This window comes from Roseobacter litoralis Och 149 (assembly GCF_000154785.2).
Classification (GTDB): domain Bacteria; phylum Pseudomonadota; class Alphaproteobacteria; order Rhodobacterales; family Rhodobacteraceae; genus Roseobacter; species Roseobacter litoralis.
The window spans coordinates 2,645,849-2,664,863 of record NC_015730.1; the positions used below are offsets into that span (position 1 = coordinate 2,645,849).

Sequence of the window (19,015 nt, forward strand, 5' to 3'; positions counted from 1 at the left end):
CTTTGCGGTTTAATTACTGGTCAGGGTTATATCGCGCGTGGCCAAGGGTTCAACGGTTGGTCTTAGCCCAAGCAAAGGTGCGACGCGGCGGATCATTTCAGCCGCGACAGGTACGGCCGTCCAGCCCGCTGTCCTGCGTGGTTCATCGCTGGTGGTTTCCACCGGTTCATCAAGGGTGACAATCAGAACATACTTCGGGTCATCAATCGGGAAAATGGAGGCAAATGTGGCGATGACCTTGTCTTCATAATATCCGCCCCGACTGCCCGGTTTATCCGCTGTGCCGGTTTTGCCGCCGACCGCATAACCTTCCACATTGCCAAAGCTTGCCGTGCCTTCGGTGACAACCTGACGCAACATCTTGCGCGACGCGGCGGATGAGCTTTCGCTGAACACACGCGGCCCTTTTTCAGGGTTGGTCGCTTTCAAAATAGTCGGCTGCACGCGGTAGCCGCCATTCGCAATGGCCGCGTAGCCCGCCGCCAGATGCATAGGAGACGTGGACAAACCATGCCCATAGGAAATCGTCATCGTGCTCAATTCAGACCAGTTGGGCGGCAAAAGGGGTCTGCCGGTTGCGGCTTCGACAATCTCAAAGCCAGTGGTTTCAAGCATCCCAAGTTCGCCGAGAAATGCCTTTTGTCTCGCAACGCCAATATCTTGCGCGATACGCGCCGTCCCGATGTTCGAACTTTTGACAATCACCTTTGTGACCGACATCTCATCGCCGTAATTGCGGAAATCGCGAATACGGTGCTTGCCCCAGCGCAGCGGGCCTTTGGTGTCGATTATGCTGTCAGGATTGACAAGGCCAAGGTCCATCGCCTGTGCCACTGTGAATATTTTGAAGGTTGATCCCAATTCGTACACGCCCTGCACCGAGCGGTTGAAAAGCGGGCTGTCCGACGCATCACCAGAGGTCGCGGGGCGCGGCCTGTTGTTGGGGTCAAAGGTGGGCAAGGACACAACGCTGATCACTTCGCCAGTGTGCACGTCCATCAGAATTGACGTGGCGCCCTTTGCATTCATCAGTTTCATGCCACCATAAAGCACGCGCTCAGCTGCTGCCTGCACAGTCAGATCAAGCGATAATTGCAAGGGTTGGCTGACCGTTGCAGGATCGCGCAGATACTCGTCAAAGTATTTCTCGACCCCTGCGACCCCGATGACCTCGGCCGCTTTGACGCCTTCCTTACCAAAGCTGGCACCGCCCAAAACATGCGCAGCAAGTTGACCGTTGGGATAAAGACGCATGTCGCGCGTCGCAAAAAGCAGGCCCGGATCGCCAATTTCATGCACGGCTTGCATCTGCTCGGGGCTGATCTTGCGCTTTACCCATAAAAACTTGCGCTTGCCGGTGAAGTCTTCGAGCAAGTCCGCCGCATCCAGATCGGGAAAGACCTTGGCAAGTTCCTGCGCTGCGTGCTCGGGGTCGATCATTTGCGGCGGTTGCGCGTAAAGCGCGTGGGTTTCGAAATTCGTCGCCAAGAGGTTGCCGTGACGATCCACGATATCTGCCCGCGCGGCATGAATTTGCGCACCGGGTGCGTCGACGCGCGGCTCGGTCGGTTCGGAGGTGGCCAGCATCCCCATGCGCAGGCCGACAACACCAAAGGCCACAACGAAAAACAGCCCTAACACCAAGAGCCGCCCCTCGGCACGCTGGCGCGCCTGATCGCGCATCTGTTCGTGGCGGATGCGGATATTTTCACGCTCAATGGCATCGGGGTTTTCGCCCTTGCTGCGCGCATCAAGTATTCGGGCAAGCGGGCGTAGCGGTGTCCGGATCATTGGCCTACCTCGGCGTCTGTCTCTGTGAGGTTCGCCAGTTCAACGATGTCGCTGATCTCAATCAGGGGGTCTGGCGGATAAGCGACCTGATCCACATGACCGAACTGTTCAGGGCGCAGCGGCAACAAACCAAGGCGGTCAAAATTAATCTCGGCCAGATCGCGCAGCCTGTCCGGACGGTTCAGATAGGCCCATTCCGCCTTGAGCATCGACAGGCGTTCATGCGCGGCACGGATGTCCTGCCGCAATTCGCGTGTTTCCGCCAGCGCTGCCTGCGTTGCGTAGTTCTCACGATAGGCCCAGAACGCCAGCGCGATAACGCCGAGGGTGGTCACAATAAACAAGAATGTCCGCATCAGTTCCCCGCTTTCACGACCGGCATGCCGACCGATTTTGCATCTATCTCACCCGCTGGCGCATCCGTGCGCACCGCGATGCGCAATTTGGCCGACCGCGCGCGCGGGTTTGCCGCGACTTCCGCGTAGTCCGCCACGATTGCCTTGCGCGAGCGCAGAGTAAAAGCGGGCGCATCCCGCTGCACTTCGGGTGCGAAACGGTTTGCATTGCCGCCCGCGCCTGCCCGCGCGGTCAAAAACCGCTTTACCATGCGATCCTCAACCGAATGAAACGTGACAACGGCCAACTGACCACCCGGTTTCAAGGCCCGTTCAGCGGCCATAAGCCCCTGATACAACTCACCGTATTCATCGTTCACCGCAATCCGCAGGGCCTGAAAGCTGCGCGTTGCGGCGTGCGATTGACCCGGCTTGGAGCGCGGCAGACAACGCTCAATTATTCCGGCCAGATGCAGCGTCGTCGTGATCGGCGCGATGGCACGCTCGGTCAGGATGGCCTTGGCGATCCGTCGGCTTGCGCGCTCTTCGCCGTATTGGAACAAGATGTTTGCGATGGTTTCAGCGGAGGCCTCATTGACGATATCCGCCGCAGACGGGCCCTCCTGGCTCATCCGCATGTCCAGCGGACCATCGCGCATGAAGGAAAACCCGCGCTCCGCCAGATCCAGCTGCATGGAGGAGACACCAAGGTCGAGCACCACACCGTCAAGCGCGTCGGCATATGTGTCCATCTTCGAGAAAACACCAAGTTGCTGCACCAGCCGCGCGCCATATGCGTCAGCCCAATCGGCCGCCATTTCGAAGGCCAGCGGATCGCGGTCGACCGCGATCACACGATCTGCACCAGCCTCCAGAAGCCCGCGCGTATATCCGCCAGCCCCGAACGTGCCATCCAGCCAATCGCCGTGTACGGGGGCAACCGCGTCCAGAATGGCGGACAGCAAAACAGGGATATGGGGCGGTGTCGTGTCAGCTGTGGCAGCAGCAGCCATACCTTACCCCCCCTGCTCACCAGTGCTGCGCACATCGTCAAGACGCGCACCGTCCAGCAAAATCAGTGGGTCGAAATCATCCGGCAGATCGTCAAGCAGGGCTTCGGTCTTGGCGGTTTCTTCTGTGTCATATGTGTCTGGGTTCCAGATCTGGAACGTATCGCCCGCAGCGATGAAAAACGCTTCCTTGTCGAGGCCAATCTTTTGACGCAGCTTTGCTGGCAAGACCAGCCGACCGGTTTCGTCCACCGCAATCGTCAAAGACTGCCCCTGAAAAAGCCGTTGCATGATCTTGCGTTCGGGTGTTCCGCGCGCAAGATCGGCGATCTTGGCATCCACCTCATCCATCGCTTCGATGGTGTAGCATTCCAGAAAACTGCGGCGATGATCGCCATAGACGATGACAAGCTCAGGTGCCGCGCCGGACGTCCAGTTCGGGTCACAAGCCTCAATCACACGGCGAAAAGAGGCTGGAATAGACACTCGCCCCTTTGCATCGACCTTGTGATGGCTCTCGCCTCTGAACCTGCGGCTCACTGCCTTATCCCAATCTCATGCGTCACTTTAAGATTGACGCTTATCCCCCTGTCTTGAAATGGAAACGGCGGGTTGATCTGCTGCCACTGATCAACCCGCCGCCCTCGTCCCGCTGTGCGGGGAAGTCCAGCTGCGCGCGCCACCTGGGGGGATGTCTGCTCGCTCACGCGCCGGATCTCTGTCGTGATGAAAGCGAGATGCCTGTATGAAACCTGCTAGAGTTTTTATCTGCGTGGGGTCGTTTGATGCCCCGGTCCCGTTCTCATCTTGTGAGGACAGGTATAGTATGGGAATTCATGGTGAAGCAAGGGAATTTTTTGAAATTTATCACAACTGTGGCCAATTCACGCTGAGCGATCATTAGCAATAATTCCGAAAATCGCAACAGCCTAATACATATTGGCATCAACCTGCAGATGACACACCATATGTGGTCCGAAATAGCGCATCATGAAATTTCCCCTCAATTCCCGGAAATCCTAAGAGATACGCGTGAAATCTGGGAAAACGAGTACATTTTGCAGCCTTTACACAGATGAATACAGCAGTCGACCAGAATCAAATCACAGAACCAGCAGCATTTTAGCCAGTTCCCATAATTTCCCGTGTCAGCACAAAGAGGCGCATGCGCGACGAAAATTCACGTAGGTCAAGCCATACCGCCTTTGATAAGACCGTCCGCGATACGGCCATAGGCCTGCGCCATGGCACTTTCTCCCACCGCAATTGGTGTGCCGCCATCCCCGGCAAGCCGGGTTTCGAGGTCAATCGGTAGCGTACCCAACAATGGCACGCCAAGCTTGTCCGCCTCGGCGGCCACACCGCCCTGCCCGAAAATCTGGTGTTCCGATCCGCAGTCGGGACAGACGAACATCGACATGTTCTCGATCAACCCGAGCACAGGTGTCTTGAGCGTCGCGAACATATCCAGTGCTTTGCGCGCGTCGATCAACGCCACATCCTGAGGGGTCGACACGACAATTGCGCCCGTCAGTTCCGACTTTGTACATAGCGTCAGTTGCACATCACCCGTACCGGGCGGCAAATCGACCAGCAACACGTCAAGCTCGCCCCACTCTACCTGCCCCAACATTTGCTGCAGTGCGCCCATCAACATAGGACCCCGCCAGACAACCGCCTTGCCCTCTTCCATCATGAAGCCGATCGACATCAGCGTCACACCATGGGCGTGCAGTGGGATGATGGTCTTGCCGTCCGGGCTGGCGGGCCGCTTGTTCACGCCCATCATGCGCGGCTGGCTGGGGCCATAAATATCCGCATCCAGCAATCCAACCTTGCGCCCCGCCTTGGCCAGAGCAACAGCAAGGTTAGAGGACACCGTTGATTTCCCGACGCCGCCCTTGCCTGAACCAATGGCCAAGATGCGCTGCACGCCGCTCGGCTTGGTCGGACCGGCTTGCGGTTTGGGGTGCCCCCCGATTTTTAGGCTCGGCGCTGCGGGTTTCGCCTCTGCAGGACCATGCGCTGTCAGTGCGACGGATGCCGATTGCACGCCGGGCAATTGGGACACGGTCTTTTCAGCCGCGTCGCGCAGAGGGCCCATCTGGCGGGCAACCTCGGGGCTTGGCGCTTCGATCACAAAGCGCACAGTGCTGCCATCAATCGCCAAAGCGCGAATCAAATCATGCGCAATTAGACTGCGCCCATCCGGCAGCAGGACACGATCCAGCGCGGCTTCGATTTCAGCTTTCGTGATAGACATGCCTAATTACCCCTCATATTCGCCACTCCATATAGCAACTGAAAACCGAAGTACCACCGGCAGCATTCAATTGCCTAAAAGTTGGGCGACACGCACAGCATTCACCCTCTTCCCCCATGCAATTGCTGCATAGCAGAAATGTTGACGGTAACCATTGTGCAAGCGCAGCATTATCCTAAGTATGGTAGCAAGACATGACCAGTTGAGAGTACGAGCAAATGACATATTACAACGACATCAAATCACCGAGCGCGCTTGAGCGGTTGCTGGCGCGGGTTGCTCACGGGTTGGAACAGACAGCCGTGACGCACGCGCGCTACAGAATTTATCGCAACTCGCTGAATGAGCTGCGCGCTCTGAGCGATCGTGAACTCGAAGACCTTGGCTTGAGCCGCTATGCGCTGAAGGACATAGCGATGCAGGCTGCAACGAAACAAATGGCTCACCGGGCCTACTGACGTTCGGGCTTTATCTCCTCCCTGAGACGCCCGCATGTTGGCGGCGGCATCTATCCTCCTCCCAGATGTCGCCGTTCACAAACAAATGCATGTGGTTTTACCCATGCGCTTACCGACGACAGGGTCGTTCGTAAGAACCGGATCAGATCATTCCTTCCTCCTCCCTGGGATGGTCTGTTACAAGGCGGTGGCGCCTATCCTCCTCCCGGGCGCCACCGTCCCTTTTCAAGCACATAAGAGACAACATCCCCTCTCGGGGTTACCGCCGTACGGTAGTCGCGTTTGGGAAAGATCAGGCGCGCAAAACCAACAGTTCTTCAAACCGCGTCATATCCGCAAACCTGCTGAAGGCGGGGGTTTTAAGGGGCACCACGGGCGCTTCTTTGACAAGGTCTGCGTGGATGGATTTCAAAGCGCTCTCCCAAATCGGCACTTCGTCGTCGCTCAGCCAGTCAATGCAATAGCCAAACGTCATATGAAATTCATATGTGTCGTGCGTTTTGTGCCTGTACCCAAAGGGTTTGGTCAATGCGTCACGCCATGCACGCAGTATCTTTTCGTCCCGCACTGTCGCCCCCTTCAGAGCGAGCCCTGTGGGTACAACCTTCCCGACACGCACAGAAAATGCAGGCGGTGGCGCAAAGTTGGAAAGCCGTTCAATCACATGCGCCGTCACATCGTCCATGTCCGCCTGCCGATCGAGGCCAGACGGCCATGCATCTGCGGTGCGGCGGGTTTCGATGGCACCTTCAAACACGGTCATATGCAAGCTGGAAGCTGGCGTGAACAGAAACCGTTTGGCACCGGGCAGCGCTTGAATTCTTGATCGCGCATGCAGTATCGCGCGATGGCCCGGGTGGTCTGTATCGAGATGGCAGATGACCGTATTGCCAGCTTCGGGTAGAAAAGCGGTATGACTATAACGCTGGCCAAGCCGCGCCGGTTCGTTAGGGTTGTTGCGTTTGGCTACTTTGAGAATATGGGGGTTCGTCATAATGTACTTGTGCTCCCATAGGCAGTACCGTTTCAAGCCCAACGATAATGGGTTTCGATTATCATCGGGCAAGCTGTTCGTGGCTCACGGCAATCACCCAACTGCTACCGTAATGCATATCTACAGAGACTATTTCCTCAAAATGGGATGTCATCTGCTGCGGTGATAAACTTGGCAACGACCTTTTTGGTGCCCGCCTTTTCAAACCCGATCTCCAGCTTATCCCCTTCGATCCCGGCTATGGTACCGTAACCGAACTTTTGGTGAAAAACGCGCTCTCCAATTACAAAACTGGACAGTGCCGATGCGTCGATGACCGTGTTTTTTATTTCGCGTGGCTGAGCAACAGAACGCTCCTGACTGCGCGCCTGCAACCGTCGCCAACCGGGGGAGTTATATACATTCGCCTCCGCCGCCTGATCATGCAAGGTGCTGCGCGGCGCGGCTGCCCCGTATCCGCCCCCATAAAGTCCGGGCGGCGTCAGCACTTCCACATGCGCTTGCGGCAACTCGTCGATAAAACGGGACGGCATAGCGTTTTGCCACTGCCCGAAAACGCGACGGTTCGACACGAAGGATATGGTGCAGACCTCTTCAGCGCGGGTGATCCCCACATAGGCCAGCCTGCGCTCCTCTTCGAGGCCCTTGAGCCCGCTTTCATCCATGGAGCGTTGCGAGGGGAAAAGCCCGTCTTCCCACCCCGGCAGAAATACCATGGGAAATTCCAATCCCTTGGCCGCGTGCAACGTCATGATCGACACTTTAGCGCCGCCATCATCGCTTTCATTGTCCATGATCAGGCTGACATGTTCCAGAAATCCCTGCAGGTTTTCGAAGTTTTCCAGTGCTTTGACCAGTTCCTTGAGGTTTTCCAGACGCCCCGGCGCCTCGGGTGTTTTTTCGTTTTGCCAATGGGTCGTATACCCGCTTTCGTCGAGGATAACCTCAGCAAGCTCAATGTGAGAGAACGCAAGCGCGCCCTCGCCCCCGTCGTCAATGACCACATCCCCGTCCACATGTTTGCGCTGATGCAGCATAGCGATCCACCGATCGATCCCCTCAACCAGTTTGCGCAGTTCTGTGCCACCCTTGCCTTTGATCAACCCTTGGGCAACGGCCAGTCGCGCGCCTTCAAAGAGGGAAACGCCATTTGCGCGCGCTGTCACCTGAATGGTCTGTTGCGCCTTGTCGCCAAGGCCGCGTTTGGGAGTGTTCACGATCCGCTCAAACGCCAGATCATTATCCGGGCTGACGACGACGCGGAAATAGGCCATCGCATCGCGGATCTCCATCCGCTCATAAAAGCGCGGGCCACCGATCACGCGGTAGGGCAGACCGATGGTCAGGAAGCGATCTTCAAAGGCACGCATCTGGTGGCTGGCGCGCACAAGGATCGCGATTTCTTCTGAATTGAACCTAAGAAACACTGGCTCCAACGACAGGCCTTCTTGTTGCCGAGTTGTTAGTTCCCACAACAAATCACGGTTTTTTTCCTTTGAAAGAAAGCTCTCGTGCTGCTTCAAACGTTCCAAGAGTTGCTCAATACTGTTGAGGCCCAAAAGCGCATCGTTATTATCAAGACGCTTCACTTCTTCCATAATTTGCTGAGACCGCGAATTCTGCCTTCTCTTAGCGAGGTAAGAACTACCATCACAAAGTGCTTCGATGTCTTCCCCTATCCAGCGGGCCTCTTCCTCGCCGTCCCAATGACCGATGAGACGAATTCTCTCGCCTTCGTCAGCAGCAGTCCAAAGTGTCTTGCCCAACCGCCCTTCGTTGCCTTCGATAACGCCGGATGCGGCCGCCAGAATATGCGGGGTGGAGCGGTAATTTTGCTCCAAACGGACCACATGGGCGCCGGGGAAGTCTTTTTCGAACCGCAAGATGTTGCCCACCTCCGCCCCGCGCCAGCCATAGATCGACTGATCATCATCCCCCACACAGCAGATATTCTTATGCCCCGCCGCCAAGAGCCGCAGCCACAGATACTGCGCGACGTTCGTATCCTGATACTCATCCACGAGGATATAGGCGAACCAGCGCTGGTATTGTTTCAGCACGTCGTCATGCGTCTGAAATATCGTCACCATATGCAGCAGCAGATCGCCGAAATCGACCGCGTTCAGCTCGATCAGGCGTCGCTGATACTGTGCGTAAAGCTTGACGCCTTTGTGGTTATAAGCTCCCGCATCCGCCGTCGGCACCTTTTCAGGGGTAAAAGCGCTGTTTTTCCAGCCATCTATGATGCTGGCCAGCTGCCGGGCAGGCCAGCGTTTGTCGTCAATGCTTTCGGCAGACACCAATTGCTTGAGCAAGCGCAACTGATCATCTGTGTCCAGAATGGTGAAGTTCGACTTCAATCCAACCAGTTCCGCATGGCGGCGCAGCAGTTTGACACAAATCGCATGAAAGGTGCCAAGCCATGGCATGCCTTCGACCGGTTGGCCCAACATTGCACCAACGCGGTTTTTCATCTCGCGCGCTGCTTTATTGGTGAAGGTCACCGCCAGAACTTCGTTCGGGCGTGCGCGCCCTGTGTTGAGCAGATGCACGATCCGCGCAGTCAGCGCCCGCGTCTTGCCCGTCCCTGCGCCGGCAAGCATCAGGACCGGCCCGTCCAATTGCTCCACGGCTTCTCGTTGCGCGGGGTTCAACCCGTCAAGATACGGCTGCGGGCGCGCGGCCATCGCCTGCGCGGAGAGCGAAGCGCCCTCAAAAGCGTCCATGTCATCAAAATTGCTCATAAACGCACCCTAGCGCGCGGTTGTCCGGAGATAAAGAGAAGTTCACACTCTGTTCTGCAGCTTTTCCGCTCTGGACAATCCTCTGATCTGGCAGGCAAATAGGCGCATGAGCCTGCACAACCGCTATCCCGCGATTGCTGATCTGCGGACCCGCGCACGCACCCGCATGCCGAAATTCGTGTGGGAGTATCTTGATTCGGCGACAGGCACCGAGGCAACCCAGCGCCGAAACCGCAGCGCGCTCGACTGGATCGGCCTGCATCCCTCGATCCTGCATGGCGAATTCACCCCGGATCTCGGCACGCAATTCCTTGGTGTCGAACGCCCCCTGCCCTTCGGGATCGCCCCGGTGGGCATGTCCGGGCTGATGTGGCCCGATGCCGAAGGGCATCTGGCCCGCGCCGCTGCCCGCGCGCAGATCCCCTATTCGCTGTCCACCGTTGCAAGCCAATCCCCCGAAGACGTCGCGCCGCATCTGGGTCCGGATGCGTGGTTTCAGATGTACCCGCCGCGCGACCAAGCCATTCGTACCGACATGCTGAAGCGCGCGCGCGCTGCTGGTTTCAGCACCTTGGTGCTGACGGTGGATGTGCCCGTCGCCTCGCGCCGCGAGCGTCAGACCCGGTCTGGCCTGACACAGCCCCCCCGCCTGACACCGCGCCTGCTGGCACAGGTGGCGACGACACCGGCATGGGCCTGGGGGATGGCACAGCGCGGCATGCCCCGTATGCGCGGGCTTGAGAAATATACCCCGAAAACCGAAAGTGCGCTGTCTTCCACACAACACGCCGGATATCTTTTGCGCACCTCCCCCGACTGGGAGTATGTCAGTTGGTTACGCGACGCCTGGGATGGGGCTTTTGTACTCAAAGGCGTGCTGCGCGCCAGGGATGCACAGCCCCTTAAATCACGCGGCGTTGATGCGATCTGGGTCTCAAATCATGCGGGTCGCCAATTTGATGCAGCCCCTGCCAGCATTGACGCCTTGCGTGAGATCCGCGCCGCGACGGACCTGCCGCTGATTTTCGACAGCGGCATTGAGGGAGGCCTTGATATTCTGCGCGCCTATGCATGCGGTGCAGATTTCGTCATGCTGGGAAGGGCGTTCCACTATGCGTTGGCCGCCCTTGGACCGATCGGCGTCGATCATCTGATTGAGATTCTGACCAAGGATATTGAGGCCAATATGGGACAGCTCGGCGCGCGAACGATCAGAGAATTGCCGTCGCCGTTTGATCTGAGCGCCTCCGGACCTGTGGCTTGAAGGGATGAGGGTCTCTTGGTGCTTTACTTTACGTCAGCGAAATGCTGCACTGCGGCAGCGCGAAAACCATCCGTTAGTACGCGTTTACGATACACCCAAACCCGCCTAGACAGGGTAACGACACCGCTGAAATCAAGAGAGTCACATGCCTGAATTCAAAAAAATCCTCATTGCCAACCGGGGCGAAATCGCGATCCGCATCATGCGCGCCGCAAACGAGATGGGCAAGAAAACCGTCGCCGTTTTTGCCGAAGAGGACAAACTGGGCCTGCATCGTTTCAAAGCGGACGAAGCCTACCGGATCGGCGAAGGCATGGGGCCGGTTGCCGCCTATCTCAGCATTGATGAGATCATTCGTGTCGCCAAGGAAGCGGGCGCGGATGCCATCCACCCCGGATATGGGCTGTTATCGGAAAACCCCGATTTTGTGGATGCCTGCGATCAAAACGGCATCGTCTTTATTGGACCGCGGGCCGAAACCATGCGTGCGCTTGGGGACAAGGCCTCTGCCCGTCGGGTGGCTGTTGAAGCAGGCGTGCCCGTGATCCCCGCCACCGAAGTGCTGGGCGATGACATGAAGGCGATCAAGGCCGAGGCGAAACAGGTTGGTTATCCGCTGATGCTCAAGGCGTCATGGGGCGGCGGGGGGCGCGGCATGCGTCCAATCCAGCAAGAGGACGAGCTGGAAGAAAAGGTCCTTGAGGGGCGGCGCGAGGCGGAGGCTGCCTTTGGCAATGGTGAGGGCTATCTGGAAAAGATGATCCTCAGGGCGCGCCACGTGGAGGTTCAGATTCTGGGCGACAAACATGGCGACATGTATCACCTGTTTGAACGGGATTGCTCGGTCCAGCGGCGCAACCAAAAGGTCGTTGAGCGCGCGCCTGCGCCATACCTGACGGAGGCGCAGCGTGCTGAAGTTTGCAAACTGGGCTATGATATCTGCAAACATGTGAATTACGAGTGCGCGGGCACGGTCGAATTCCTGATGGATATGGATGACGGCAAATTTTACTTCATCGAGGTAAACCCGCGCGTACAGGTTGAACATACCGTCACCGAAGAGGTGACAGGCATCGACATCGTGCAGGCTCAGATCCTGATCGCAGAGGGCAAAACCATTGCCGAGGCGACGGGCAAGCCGACACAAGCTGATGTCCAGCTGACGGGCCATGCGCTGCAAACCCGGATCACCACCGAGGACCCGCAGAATAACTTCATCCCTGACTATGGCCGCATCACTGCCTTTCGCGAGGCAACGGGCATGGGCATCCGCCTTGATGGTGGTACTGCATATTCCGGCGGCGTGATCACGCGCTATTACGACAGCCTGCTGGTCAAGGTCACCGCCAAGGCGCAAACACCGGACGCGGCCATCGCCCGGATGGACCGCGCCCTGCGCGAATTCCGTATTCGGGGCGTGTCCACCAATATCGCCTTTGTCGAGAACCTGCTCAAACACCCGACGTTTTTGAACAATGAATACCACACCAAATTCATTGACGAGACGCCTGAGCTTTTCCAGTTCTCCAAACGGCGTGACCGCGGCACCAAAGTGCTGACCTATATCGCGGACATCACGGTGAACGGCCATCCCGAGACCAAAGCGCATCCGCGCCCGCCAGCCCATGTCAAAGACCCACGCGCCCCAAAGGAACGCGCAGAGCCTATGATGGGCACGCGCAACCTGCTTGAACAAAAAGGTCCGCAAGGGGTTGCGGACTGGATGAAACAGCAACGCCAGCTCTTGATCACCGACACCACCATGCGCGACGGGCACCAGTCTCTGCTGGCCACGCGGATGCGGTCCATTGATATGATCAAGGTGGCGCCGAGCTATTCGGCCAATCTGCCGCAACTCTTTTCGGTTGAATGCTGGGGGGGCGCGACGTTCGATGTGGCCTATCGGTTCTTGCAGGAATGTCCATGGCAGCGCCTGCGCGATCTGCGTGCCGCGATGCCAAACCTGATGACCCAGATGCTGCTGCGCGCCTCAAACGGGGTGGGATATACCAACTATCCCGATAATGTTGTGCAAGAATTCGTGCGCGTTGCCGCCAGCACAGGGGTGGACGTTTTCCGCGTTTTCGACAGTCTCAACTGGGTTGAGAACATGCGCGTTGCGATGGATGCCGTGATTGAGAACGGCAAGGTTTGTGAAGGGTCCATCTGCTACACCGGCGACATCAATGACCCGGATCGGGCAAAGTATAACCTGAAATACTATGTGGACATGGGCAAGGAACTGCGAGACGCGGGGGCCCATGTTCTCGGCCTCAAGGATATGGCGGGCCTGCTCAAACCCGCCGCCGCGCGCCAGTTGGTCCGCACCCTGAAATCCGAAGTCGGCCTGCCCATTCACTTTCATACGCATGATACCGCCGGGGTTGCCTGTGCCACGATCCTTGCCGCGTCCGAGGCTGGTGTGGATGCCGTGGACTGCGCGATGGATGCGCTCTCGGGCAACACCTCACAAGCGACGCTGGGGTCTGTCGTTTCGGCGCTGAAACACACCGATCGCGACACCGGGCTGGATATGTCCGCGATTCGCGAAATCTCTGATTATTGGGAAGAGGTGCGCAATCACTACGCCGCCTTTGAAACAGGTATGCAGGCCCCCTCCTCCGAGGTTTATCTACATGAAATGCCCGGTGGTCAGTTCACGAACCTCAAGGCGCAGGCGGCAAGTCTGGGGCTTGCCGACCGCTGGCATGAGGTCGCACAGACCTACGCCGAGGTGAACCAGATGTTTGGCGATATCGTTAAGGTGACGCCATCCTCCAAGGTAGTGGGCGACATGGCCCTGATGATGGTATCGCAAGGGCTAAGCCGCGCAGACGTGGAAAACCCGGATACGGATGTTTCCTTCCCGGACAGTGTTGTGGATATGATGCGCGGCAACCTCGGCCAACCGCCCGGCGGTTTTCCGGAAGCCATTGTCAAAAAGGTGCTCAAGGACGAGCAGCCCGTCCTTGACCGCCCCGGCAAACACCTGCCCCCCGCTGATCTGGAAGCCCTGCGCGCAGAGGCCTCCAATCTGATGGAAGGCAAGCTCGTTGATGATGAGGACCTGTCGGGATATCTGATGTATCCCAAGGTGTTCCTCGATTACATGGGCCGTCACCGGACCTATGGGCCGGTACGGGCACTGCCGACCAAGACGTTCTTTTACGGCATGGAACCGGGCGAAGAAATCAGCGCTGAAATCGACCCCGGCAAGACGCTTGAAATACGTCTGCAGACGGTCGGCGACACCGGCGAAGACGGTGAGGTTCGGGTATTCTTTGAACTCAACGGCCAACCCCGCGTGATCCGGGTGCCCAACCGCCTCGTGGCGGCGACAACCCAAAAACGCCCCAAAGCCGAGACTGGGAACGCCAAACACATTGGTGCGCCGATGCCGGGGGTTGTAGCGTCGGTTGCAGCCAAGGGAGGGGGCAAGGTCAAGGCGGGTGATCTGTTGCTCACAATCGAAGCCATGAAAATGGAAACGGGCATCCACGCCGAAAAGGCGGCCACGGTCAAAACCGTACATGTCAGCCCCGGCGGGCAAATTGACGCCAAGGATCTGCTTATCGAATTTGAGTAACCCCCAAAAGACACCGGCGAGACGCACGGTTTATTCGCCTTTCACGCGAAAAACCGCTTCTATGATGTCAACTTTTGTTGACACAGCTCATCGGTAGTCTGTACGCTATGGCCAAGGCACACGATGATTGTCGAAGGATGCATTGAACTACGGCCTTGGGGGGACTAAATGTCGGATCAGAATTCCCCGCGCGCGGCGAGAGATGAGGATCGGTATCGCCAGGTTCAGACGGATGTTTTGCAGCTCAAGGCGCGTCTTCCCGAGGCTGATGTCGGTGATATCGTTTCAGAAGTATTGAACCGCGTTACTGCGCTCAGAAAAGTAAACGGCGACAGAGTCAACCTGCCAACGCGGGAAAAAGTTGAAAAACTCTGCTATGCGCTGATTTCAGACGACATGAATGAAGGTGCCGCGTTCATTCATGATGTGCAGGAAGAAGGCGCGACCCTCGAAGCAGTCTATCTGAACTATCTCGCCGAAGCCGCCGGAGTTCTGGGCGAGTGGTGGGATGATGATCACGTCACTTTTCTTGAGGTCACGATTGGCAGCAGTCGGATCTACGCAATCATGCGCGACCTTGGCTATCTGTTTGTGCCCGATCGCCTTGTTGAGGTGAAATCAGCAATCTTCGCAACTACCCCGAACGAAACGCATGTTCTTGGCGTACAGATGGCGGCGGACCTTTTTGGCACCGAAGGCTGGAATATCGACGTCATGACTGGCCTGTCCCATGAAGCGCTTGTCCAACAGATCACGCAAAGCCCCTATCACATTCTGGGCCTGTCTGCAGGTGGCGCACATTCTGCCGGTGCATTGGCACGGTTGATTGTCGCTGTACGACTGGCCCGACCTGATATGCGGATTTTCCTAAGCGGACAGATTGTGCAAGCTTGCCCCGACCTTGTTACCGTCATGGACCTTGACGGTGCTGCCGATGATATCGAAGACGCCAAGCGTATTCTGCAAGAGCTTTGGTCGGAGTCGTGCGCACAACCGTCCTGATCCTGAACGAAGACGTCTTCCGTAGGGGCCAAAAAAATATACTTATCGTCGATTTACCTCTTGCAGCATATGGCTCCTGTATGTATCTCAACCTCACCCAAGGATGCGGGCGTAGCTCAGGGGTAGAGCATAACCTTGCCAAGGTTAGGGTCGGGCGTTCGAATCGCCTCGCCCGCTCCAAAATTACCAAAGCCTTACAGTTGTTTAGCTTAAAACACCTGTAAGGCTGGTAAATTTTTTACTTCATGCGAACGTTTGACCGGCCCCACTTGAGTGGTGCAATTTGAAAGTTAGTGCATGATTGGCCTTTGGTCCATCGGAACGATGGCTTCTGGCGAGGGTGGGCGGTAGCCCAATGCACTGTGCGGTCTCTTTGTGTTGTAGTGTTCCCTCCATTCTTCAATGATGATTGGTGCTTCTCTGAGCGAGTAGAAAATTTCGCCGTTGAGGAGTTCATCCCTGAAGCGACCATTAAAGCTTTCACAATACCCGTTCTCCCAAAGTGATCCTGGCTTGATGTAGGCAGTCTTGGCACCGACAGCGGCAATCCAATCCCGAACGGTCTGAGCAACGAACTCAGGGCCATAACACCTTCGGAATAACGCTGATTGAGAGGCTGTGATTGCCTGCGCAGCCATCAAATAGCGCAGCAGGTGGTCATAGCCGGGTCTCAGGTCCCTACAGTGGTTTTGCACAAACCACACCGCAAAGGAGACCGACTATGACCGAGATGACTATTGCACAAGATACACCTGTTTTGGTTGCCATCGACATTGCCAAAGCGCGGCATGAAGTTTTGATTGCTGTTCCAGATAAGAAACGCCGACGCCGTTTAACCGTCTTGAACAGCCTTGCCGACTTTAACCGCCTCGTCACCGCGTTGAAGGAATACGGACGTCCAGTTCGTGTAGCCTTTGAGGCGACCGGTAATTATTACCGGGTCTTGGCGTACCATCTGGCAACCGCAGGCTTTGGAGCTGTCCCGCTTTAGTGCCGCCCCTAGTGCTCGTTTAAGCCACCTTCCGTTCGAATGCGACAGGGCTTTTCCATCCCAGTGCTGAGTGACGGCGGCGTGGACTGTAGAAGCCGTTGATGTATTCAAAGATTGCCATCTCAGCGTGCCGCCTGGTTTCCCATGACCGCCGCCAGATCAGCTCGGCCTTGATGGTTTTGAAGAACGTCTCGACAGCCGCATTGTCGTAGCAATTGCCCTTCCCAGGCATCGACACCTTGAACCCATGTTGGCGCAGAATCTTTTGATAGTCGTGAGAACAATATTGGCTACCGCGATCCGTGTGATGGATGCAGCCCTTTGGTGGCGCACGGAATACGATGGCCATGTTCAACGCCCGTATCGCTAGATCACGCTTCATGCGGTTACTGACGGCCCAGCCGATGACACGGCGAGAATGCAGGTCCAAGATCACAGCCAGATACACCCAGCCTTCACGGGTCCAGACATAGCTGATGTCGCCCGCCCATTTCTGGTTTGGCGCATCTGCCGCGCAGTCACGATCCAGTAGGTTCGGTGCTATATTGAACTTATGATCTCTATCCGTCGTGACCTTGTGTTTGCGTGTTCTGACCACTGATATGCCGTTCTGGCGCATCCACTGCCCGACAGGCGATTTGGCAAAGCCAAATCTGCCGAGAGGGGGCGGCCAACACGGCGGTGACCGATATCCAGGCCAATCTCTTTCAACTCCTCAGTCATGCGCGGCCTGCCATAGCTGCCAAGGCTCAGACGAGATTGTTCTTTGATGTGCGCCAGCGTGACCAAATCAGACCGCTGTCTGCGACTGGCTGGCCGGCTTCGAAATGCGCGTAGCCCGCGTGTGCTGACGCCAACGACATCACACAGCCGATTGGTGGGGAAGCTCTCGCTGTGTTCTTCAATGAACCTAAATCTCATTGCTTTAGGCCCGCGAAGAACTGGGTGGCCTTTTTTAAGATCTCCCTCTCCTCCTTGAGAATACGGTTCTCGCGGCGCAGCCGGTCATTCTCTTGAACGAGGCTCATATCCTCTTTTGACACCACATCCGTGTCTCGATGCGCTGTGATCCACTTGTTCAGTGTGGACATACCTACACCCAGATCGTCAGCCACCTGTTTGCGTGTCAGCCCACTGGTCAGCGCGATACGCACCGCATCTTGGCGAAATTCGTCCGTCCGTTTCAGTCCCATAGTCAGTCTCCTTTGTTGCAGTAAATGCTATCAAAGGGGCGGCATCAAACCGCGACAGGTCCAAGGTTGCATCAGAGAGGCGCGGATGATGACGCAACGTAGGCGTCGCAAATTTCTATGGTGTTCGTTCACACTGCCCCTCATTGATGGGCGTTTCATCTTGTTCGGCCACAGAAGCCGGCAGATCTTCGAGCCATAGCTCCTGTCTCTGTATCGCGTTCGATCTTTCCCGAAGGTTTGCTAAATGCCAGTTTCTACAACTTGGTGATGCGCAAACCAAGCGCTTAAGCAGCAAAGAATAAGGTCAGATCACCACGCAAACAATGCGAATGGGGGCGCTAGACCACCCGAGATATGCAGGCGGTGCGCCCCGTTTTAGACGCCGTCAATGATCCTCCCCCAAAGCATCGAAAGCTGTGGGCAGGTCAGGTGGGCAGGGCAATCTTTTGCGCTCGGCCATGAACACCGGCTCCGTTGCAGAGCATTATAAATCAGGCAGAATCCTTGGCCATCCCAATACAGCAGTTTGATTCAATCGCCGCGTTGGCCCAAGGACGCAACTACCGCCCGTTGGCCAGCAACGACACCTACGACCACCAGCCGCATCTGCGCTAAACTCAATCGTACCACCCAACGAGAAATACCCTAAATTCCATGAGGAACAAACTCGTAGAAAGCACACGGCTTCGAATGGTGTGGTCTAATCCATGGATACAGCTGTGCGAGAAGCAATAATCTGTCTACAATATCACGCCTTTATGTCGAGGCCTCCGTGGCGAGGGCAGTGTTGGTGAACTTTGCCACCGGGCGTAGCACAGACTAAGCATTCACTGCAGTTGATTTGAAACCCAACTCTTCTCGATCGTATTGGAGACTCCGATTGCTGAACTTCGACCCCATGCGGCCTGCTTTTACAACTTGGCATTGCGCACGAACTCGGCAGGTATGAGATCGCTCAGCGACGGATGCAGCCAGATTATTTGCTCCTACTTTCATCATGTGATCTTTGATCGGGTTGATGCGAGAGACAAAAAATGGGTCTCGTTCACGTATGCGTTGCGAAAGCTGCCGTTGGAATTCTGAATGAAAGCATTCTGTGTCGGCTTGCCCGGAACAATATTTTCAATCGATCTTCGTTTTCTGACATCATTTCAGCACCGCCGACCAAGCGCTTTCCGCCAGGTTATCACTGACAATTGCTTAGGACATTCTGCGCGCCCAAATGACTGCTTTCAGCGTGCGGGTACGTGCACCCGAGACAACAATGTACCTAGAAAAATTGCCATACGCACCCGGCTGAAATCATCCACTACGGTCAGCAGACGGAACCGACATCAACACTCCGTAACATTCGGTTCATGATATCCGTGTCGTTGGTACTGAC

Annotated in this window: 12 protein-coding genes, 1 tRNA gene and 4 pseudogenes; 6 read left to right on the forward strand and 11 right to left on the reverse strand. The window is 56.6% G+C overall.

The annotated features are described in order from the left end of the window. Positions 1–9: 9 nt before the first annotated feature. The 5 genes from RLO149_RS12535 to RLO149_RS12555 all read right to left on the reverse strand — a co-directional run bounded on the left by RLO149_RS12535 (position 10) and on the right by RLO149_RS12555 (position 5,399). A complete protein-coding gene (locus RLO149_RS12535; protein WP_013962467.1) occupies positions 10–1,791 on the reverse strand; it encodes a peptidoglycan D,D-transpeptidase FtsI family protein in 1,782 nt (593 codons plus the stop codon). Beyond that, complete coding sequence (gene ftsL / locus RLO149_RS12540) at positions 1,788–2,147, reverse strand: cell division protein FtsL (protein ID WP_013962468.1); 360 nt, start codon at positions 2,145–2,147, stop codon at positions 1,788–1,790. The genes RLO149_RS12535 and ftsL overlap by 4 nt, the downstream gene beginning before the upstream one ends. Continuing rightward, complete coding sequence (rsmH, locus tag RLO149_RS12545; RefSeq protein ID WP_013962469.1) at positions 2,147–3,139, reverse strand: 16S rRNA (cytosine(1402)-N(4))-methyltransferase RsmH; 993 nt, start codon at positions 3,137–3,139, stop codon at positions 2,147–2,149. Before rsmH ends, ftsL begins: the two co-directional genes overlap by 1 nt. A 3-nt stretch (positions 3,140–3,142) precedes the next feature. Continuing rightward, the gene (gene mraZ / locus RLO149_RS12550; RefSeq protein WP_013962470.1) at positions 3,143–3,676 is read right to left on the reverse strand and encodes a division/cell wall cluster transcriptional repressor MraZ; all 534 of its coding nucleotides are present in this window, start codon (positions 3,674–3,676) and stop codon (positions 3,143–3,145) included. A 649-nt stretch (positions 3,677–4,325) separates the two neighbouring features. Then, positions 4,326–5,399 carry an Mrp/NBP35 family ATP-binding protein gene (locus tag RLO149_RS12555; protein ID WP_013962471.1) on the reverse strand — a complete coding sequence of 358 codons (1,074 nt, stop codon included), beginning with the start codon at positions 5,397–5,399 and terminating at the stop codon, positions 4,326–4,328. Positions 5,400–5,617: 218 nt separating this feature from the next. Between RLO149_RS12555 and RLO149_RS12560 the strand changes: the two genes are divergently transcribed. After that, positions 5,618–5,857, forward strand: a complete 240-nt coding sequence (locus RLO149_RS12560) for a DUF1127 domain-containing protein (RefSeq protein WP_013962472.1) — start codon at positions 5,618–5,620, stop codon at positions 5,855–5,857. Positions 5,858–6,149: 292 nt separating this feature from the next. On the opposite strand, the gene RLO149_RS12565 is transcribed toward RLO149_RS12560, so the two are convergent. Both RLO149_RS12565 and RLO149_RS12570 read right to left on the reverse strand, forming a co-directional pair. Further along, on the reverse strand, positions 6,150–6,851 hold the full coding sequence (locus RLO149_RS12565; RefSeq protein WP_013962473.1) for a DUF1868 domain-containing protein: 702 nt from the start codon (positions 6,849–6,851) through the stop codon (positions 6,150–6,152). Positions 6,852–6,988: 137 nt separating this feature from the next. After that, positions 6,989–9,595, reverse strand: a complete 2,607-nt coding sequence (locus RLO149_RS12570; protein WP_013962474.1) for an ATP-dependent helicase — start codon at positions 9,593–9,595, stop codon at positions 6,989–6,991. 106 nt (positions 9,596–9,701) lie between these two features. On the opposite strand from RLO149_RS12570, the gene RLO149_RS12575 reads away from it, so the two are divergent. From RLO149_RS12575 to RLO149_RS12590, 4 genes are all read left to right on the forward strand, one after another. Beyond that, a complete protein-coding gene (locus tag RLO149_RS12575) occupies positions 9,702–10,859 on the forward strand; it encodes an alpha-hydroxy acid oxidase (protein ID WP_013962475.1) in 1,158 nt (385 codons plus the stop codon). Positions 10,860–11,004: 145 nt separating this feature from the next. Then, positions 11,005–14,445, forward strand: a complete 3,441-nt coding sequence (locus tag RLO149_RS12580) for a pyruvate carboxylase (protein WP_013962476.1) — start codon at positions 11,005–11,007, stop codon at positions 14,443–14,445. A gap of 168 nt (positions 14,446–14,613) precedes the next feature. After that, positions 14,614–15,447: a cobalamin B12-binding domain-containing protein gene (locus RLO149_RS12585; RefSeq protein WP_013962477.1), complete on the forward strand. Its 834-nt coding sequence runs from the start codon at positions 14,614–14,616 to the stop codon at positions 15,445–15,447. Between the two features lie 105 nt (positions 15,448–15,552). Beyond that, positions 15,553–15,627: transfer RNA gene (locus RLO149_RS12590), tRNA-Gly, on the forward strand. Positions 15,628–15,737: 110 nt separating this feature from the next. Here the strand turns inward: RLO149_RS12590 and RLO149_RS12595 are convergent. Beyond that, positions 15,738–16,034 (reverse strand): annotated as a pseudogene (locus RLO149_RS12595) (integrase core domain-containing protein); the annotation flags it as partial. 134 nt (positions 16,035–16,168) lie between these two features. On the opposite strand from RLO149_RS12595, the pseudogene RLO149_RS12600 reads away from it, so the two are divergent. Next, positions 16,169–16,420 (forward strand): annotated as a pseudogene (locus RLO149_RS12600) (IS110 family transposase); the annotation flags it as partial. 37 nt (positions 16,421–16,457) lie between these two features. On the opposite strand, the pseudogene RLO149_RS12605 reads toward RLO149_RS12600, so the two are convergent. The 3 genes and pseudogenes from RLO149_RS12605 to RLO149_RS24510 all read right to left on the reverse strand — a co-directional run. Beyond that, positions 16,458–17,631 (reverse strand): annotated as a pseudogene (locus RLO149_RS12605) (IS3 family transposase). A gap of 375 nt (positions 17,632–18,006) precedes the next feature. Further along, the gene (gene tnpB, locus RLO149_RS24505; protein ID WP_083825504.1) at positions 18,007–18,162 is read right to left on the reverse strand and encodes an IS66 family insertion sequence element accessory protein TnpB; all 156 of its coding nucleotides are present in this window, start codon (positions 18,160–18,162) and stop codon (positions 18,007–18,009) included. A gap of 479 nt (positions 18,163–18,641) precedes the next feature. Next, a pseudogene (locus RLO149_RS24510) lies at positions 18,642–18,749 on the reverse strand (integrase core domain-containing protein); the annotation flags it as partial. Positions 18,750–19,015: the final 266 nt, after the last annotated feature.

Excerpts from the sequence above, each read along its gene's own strand:
- RLO149_RS12535 (WP_013962467.1), bottom strand. The coding sequence starts at position 1,791 with ATGATCCGGACACCGCTACGCCCGCTTGCCCGAATACTTGATGCGCGC.
- ftsL (WP_013962468.1), bottom strand. The coding sequence starts at position 2,147 with ATGCGGACATTCTTGTTTATTGTGACCACCCTCGGCGTTATCGCGCTG.
- rsmH (WP_013962469.1), bottom strand. The coding sequence starts at position 3,139 with ATGGCTGCTGCTGCCACAGCTGACACGACACCGCCCCATATCCCTGTT.
- RLO149_RS12555 (WP_013962471.1), bottom strand. The coding sequence starts at position 5,399 with ATGTCTATCACGAAAGCTGAAATCGAAGCCGCGCTGGATCGTGTCCTG.
- RLO149_RS12560 (WP_013962472.1), top strand. The coding sequence starts at position 5,618 with ATGACATATTACAACGACATCAAATCACCGAGCGCGCTTGAGCGGTTG.
- RLO149_RS12565 (WP_013962473.1), bottom strand. The coding sequence starts at position 6,851 with ATGACGAACCCCCATATTCTCAAAGTAGCCAAACGCAACAACCCTAAC.
- RLO149_RS12570 (WP_013962474.1), bottom strand. The coding sequence starts at position 9,595 with ATGAGCAATTTTGATGACATGGACGCTTTTGAGGGCGCTTCGCTCTCC.
- RLO149_RS12575 (WP_013962475.1), top strand. The coding sequence starts at position 9,702 with ATGAGCCTGCACAACCGCTATCCCGCGATTGCTGATCTGCGGACCCGC.
- RLO149_RS12580 (WP_013962476.1), top strand. The coding sequence starts at position 11,005 with ATGCCTGAATTCAAAAAAATCCTCATTGCCAACCGGGGCGAAATCGCG.
- RLO149_RS12585 (WP_013962477.1), top strand. The coding sequence starts at position 14,614 with ATGTCGGATCAGAATTCCCCGCGCGCGGCGAGAGATGAGGATCGGTAT.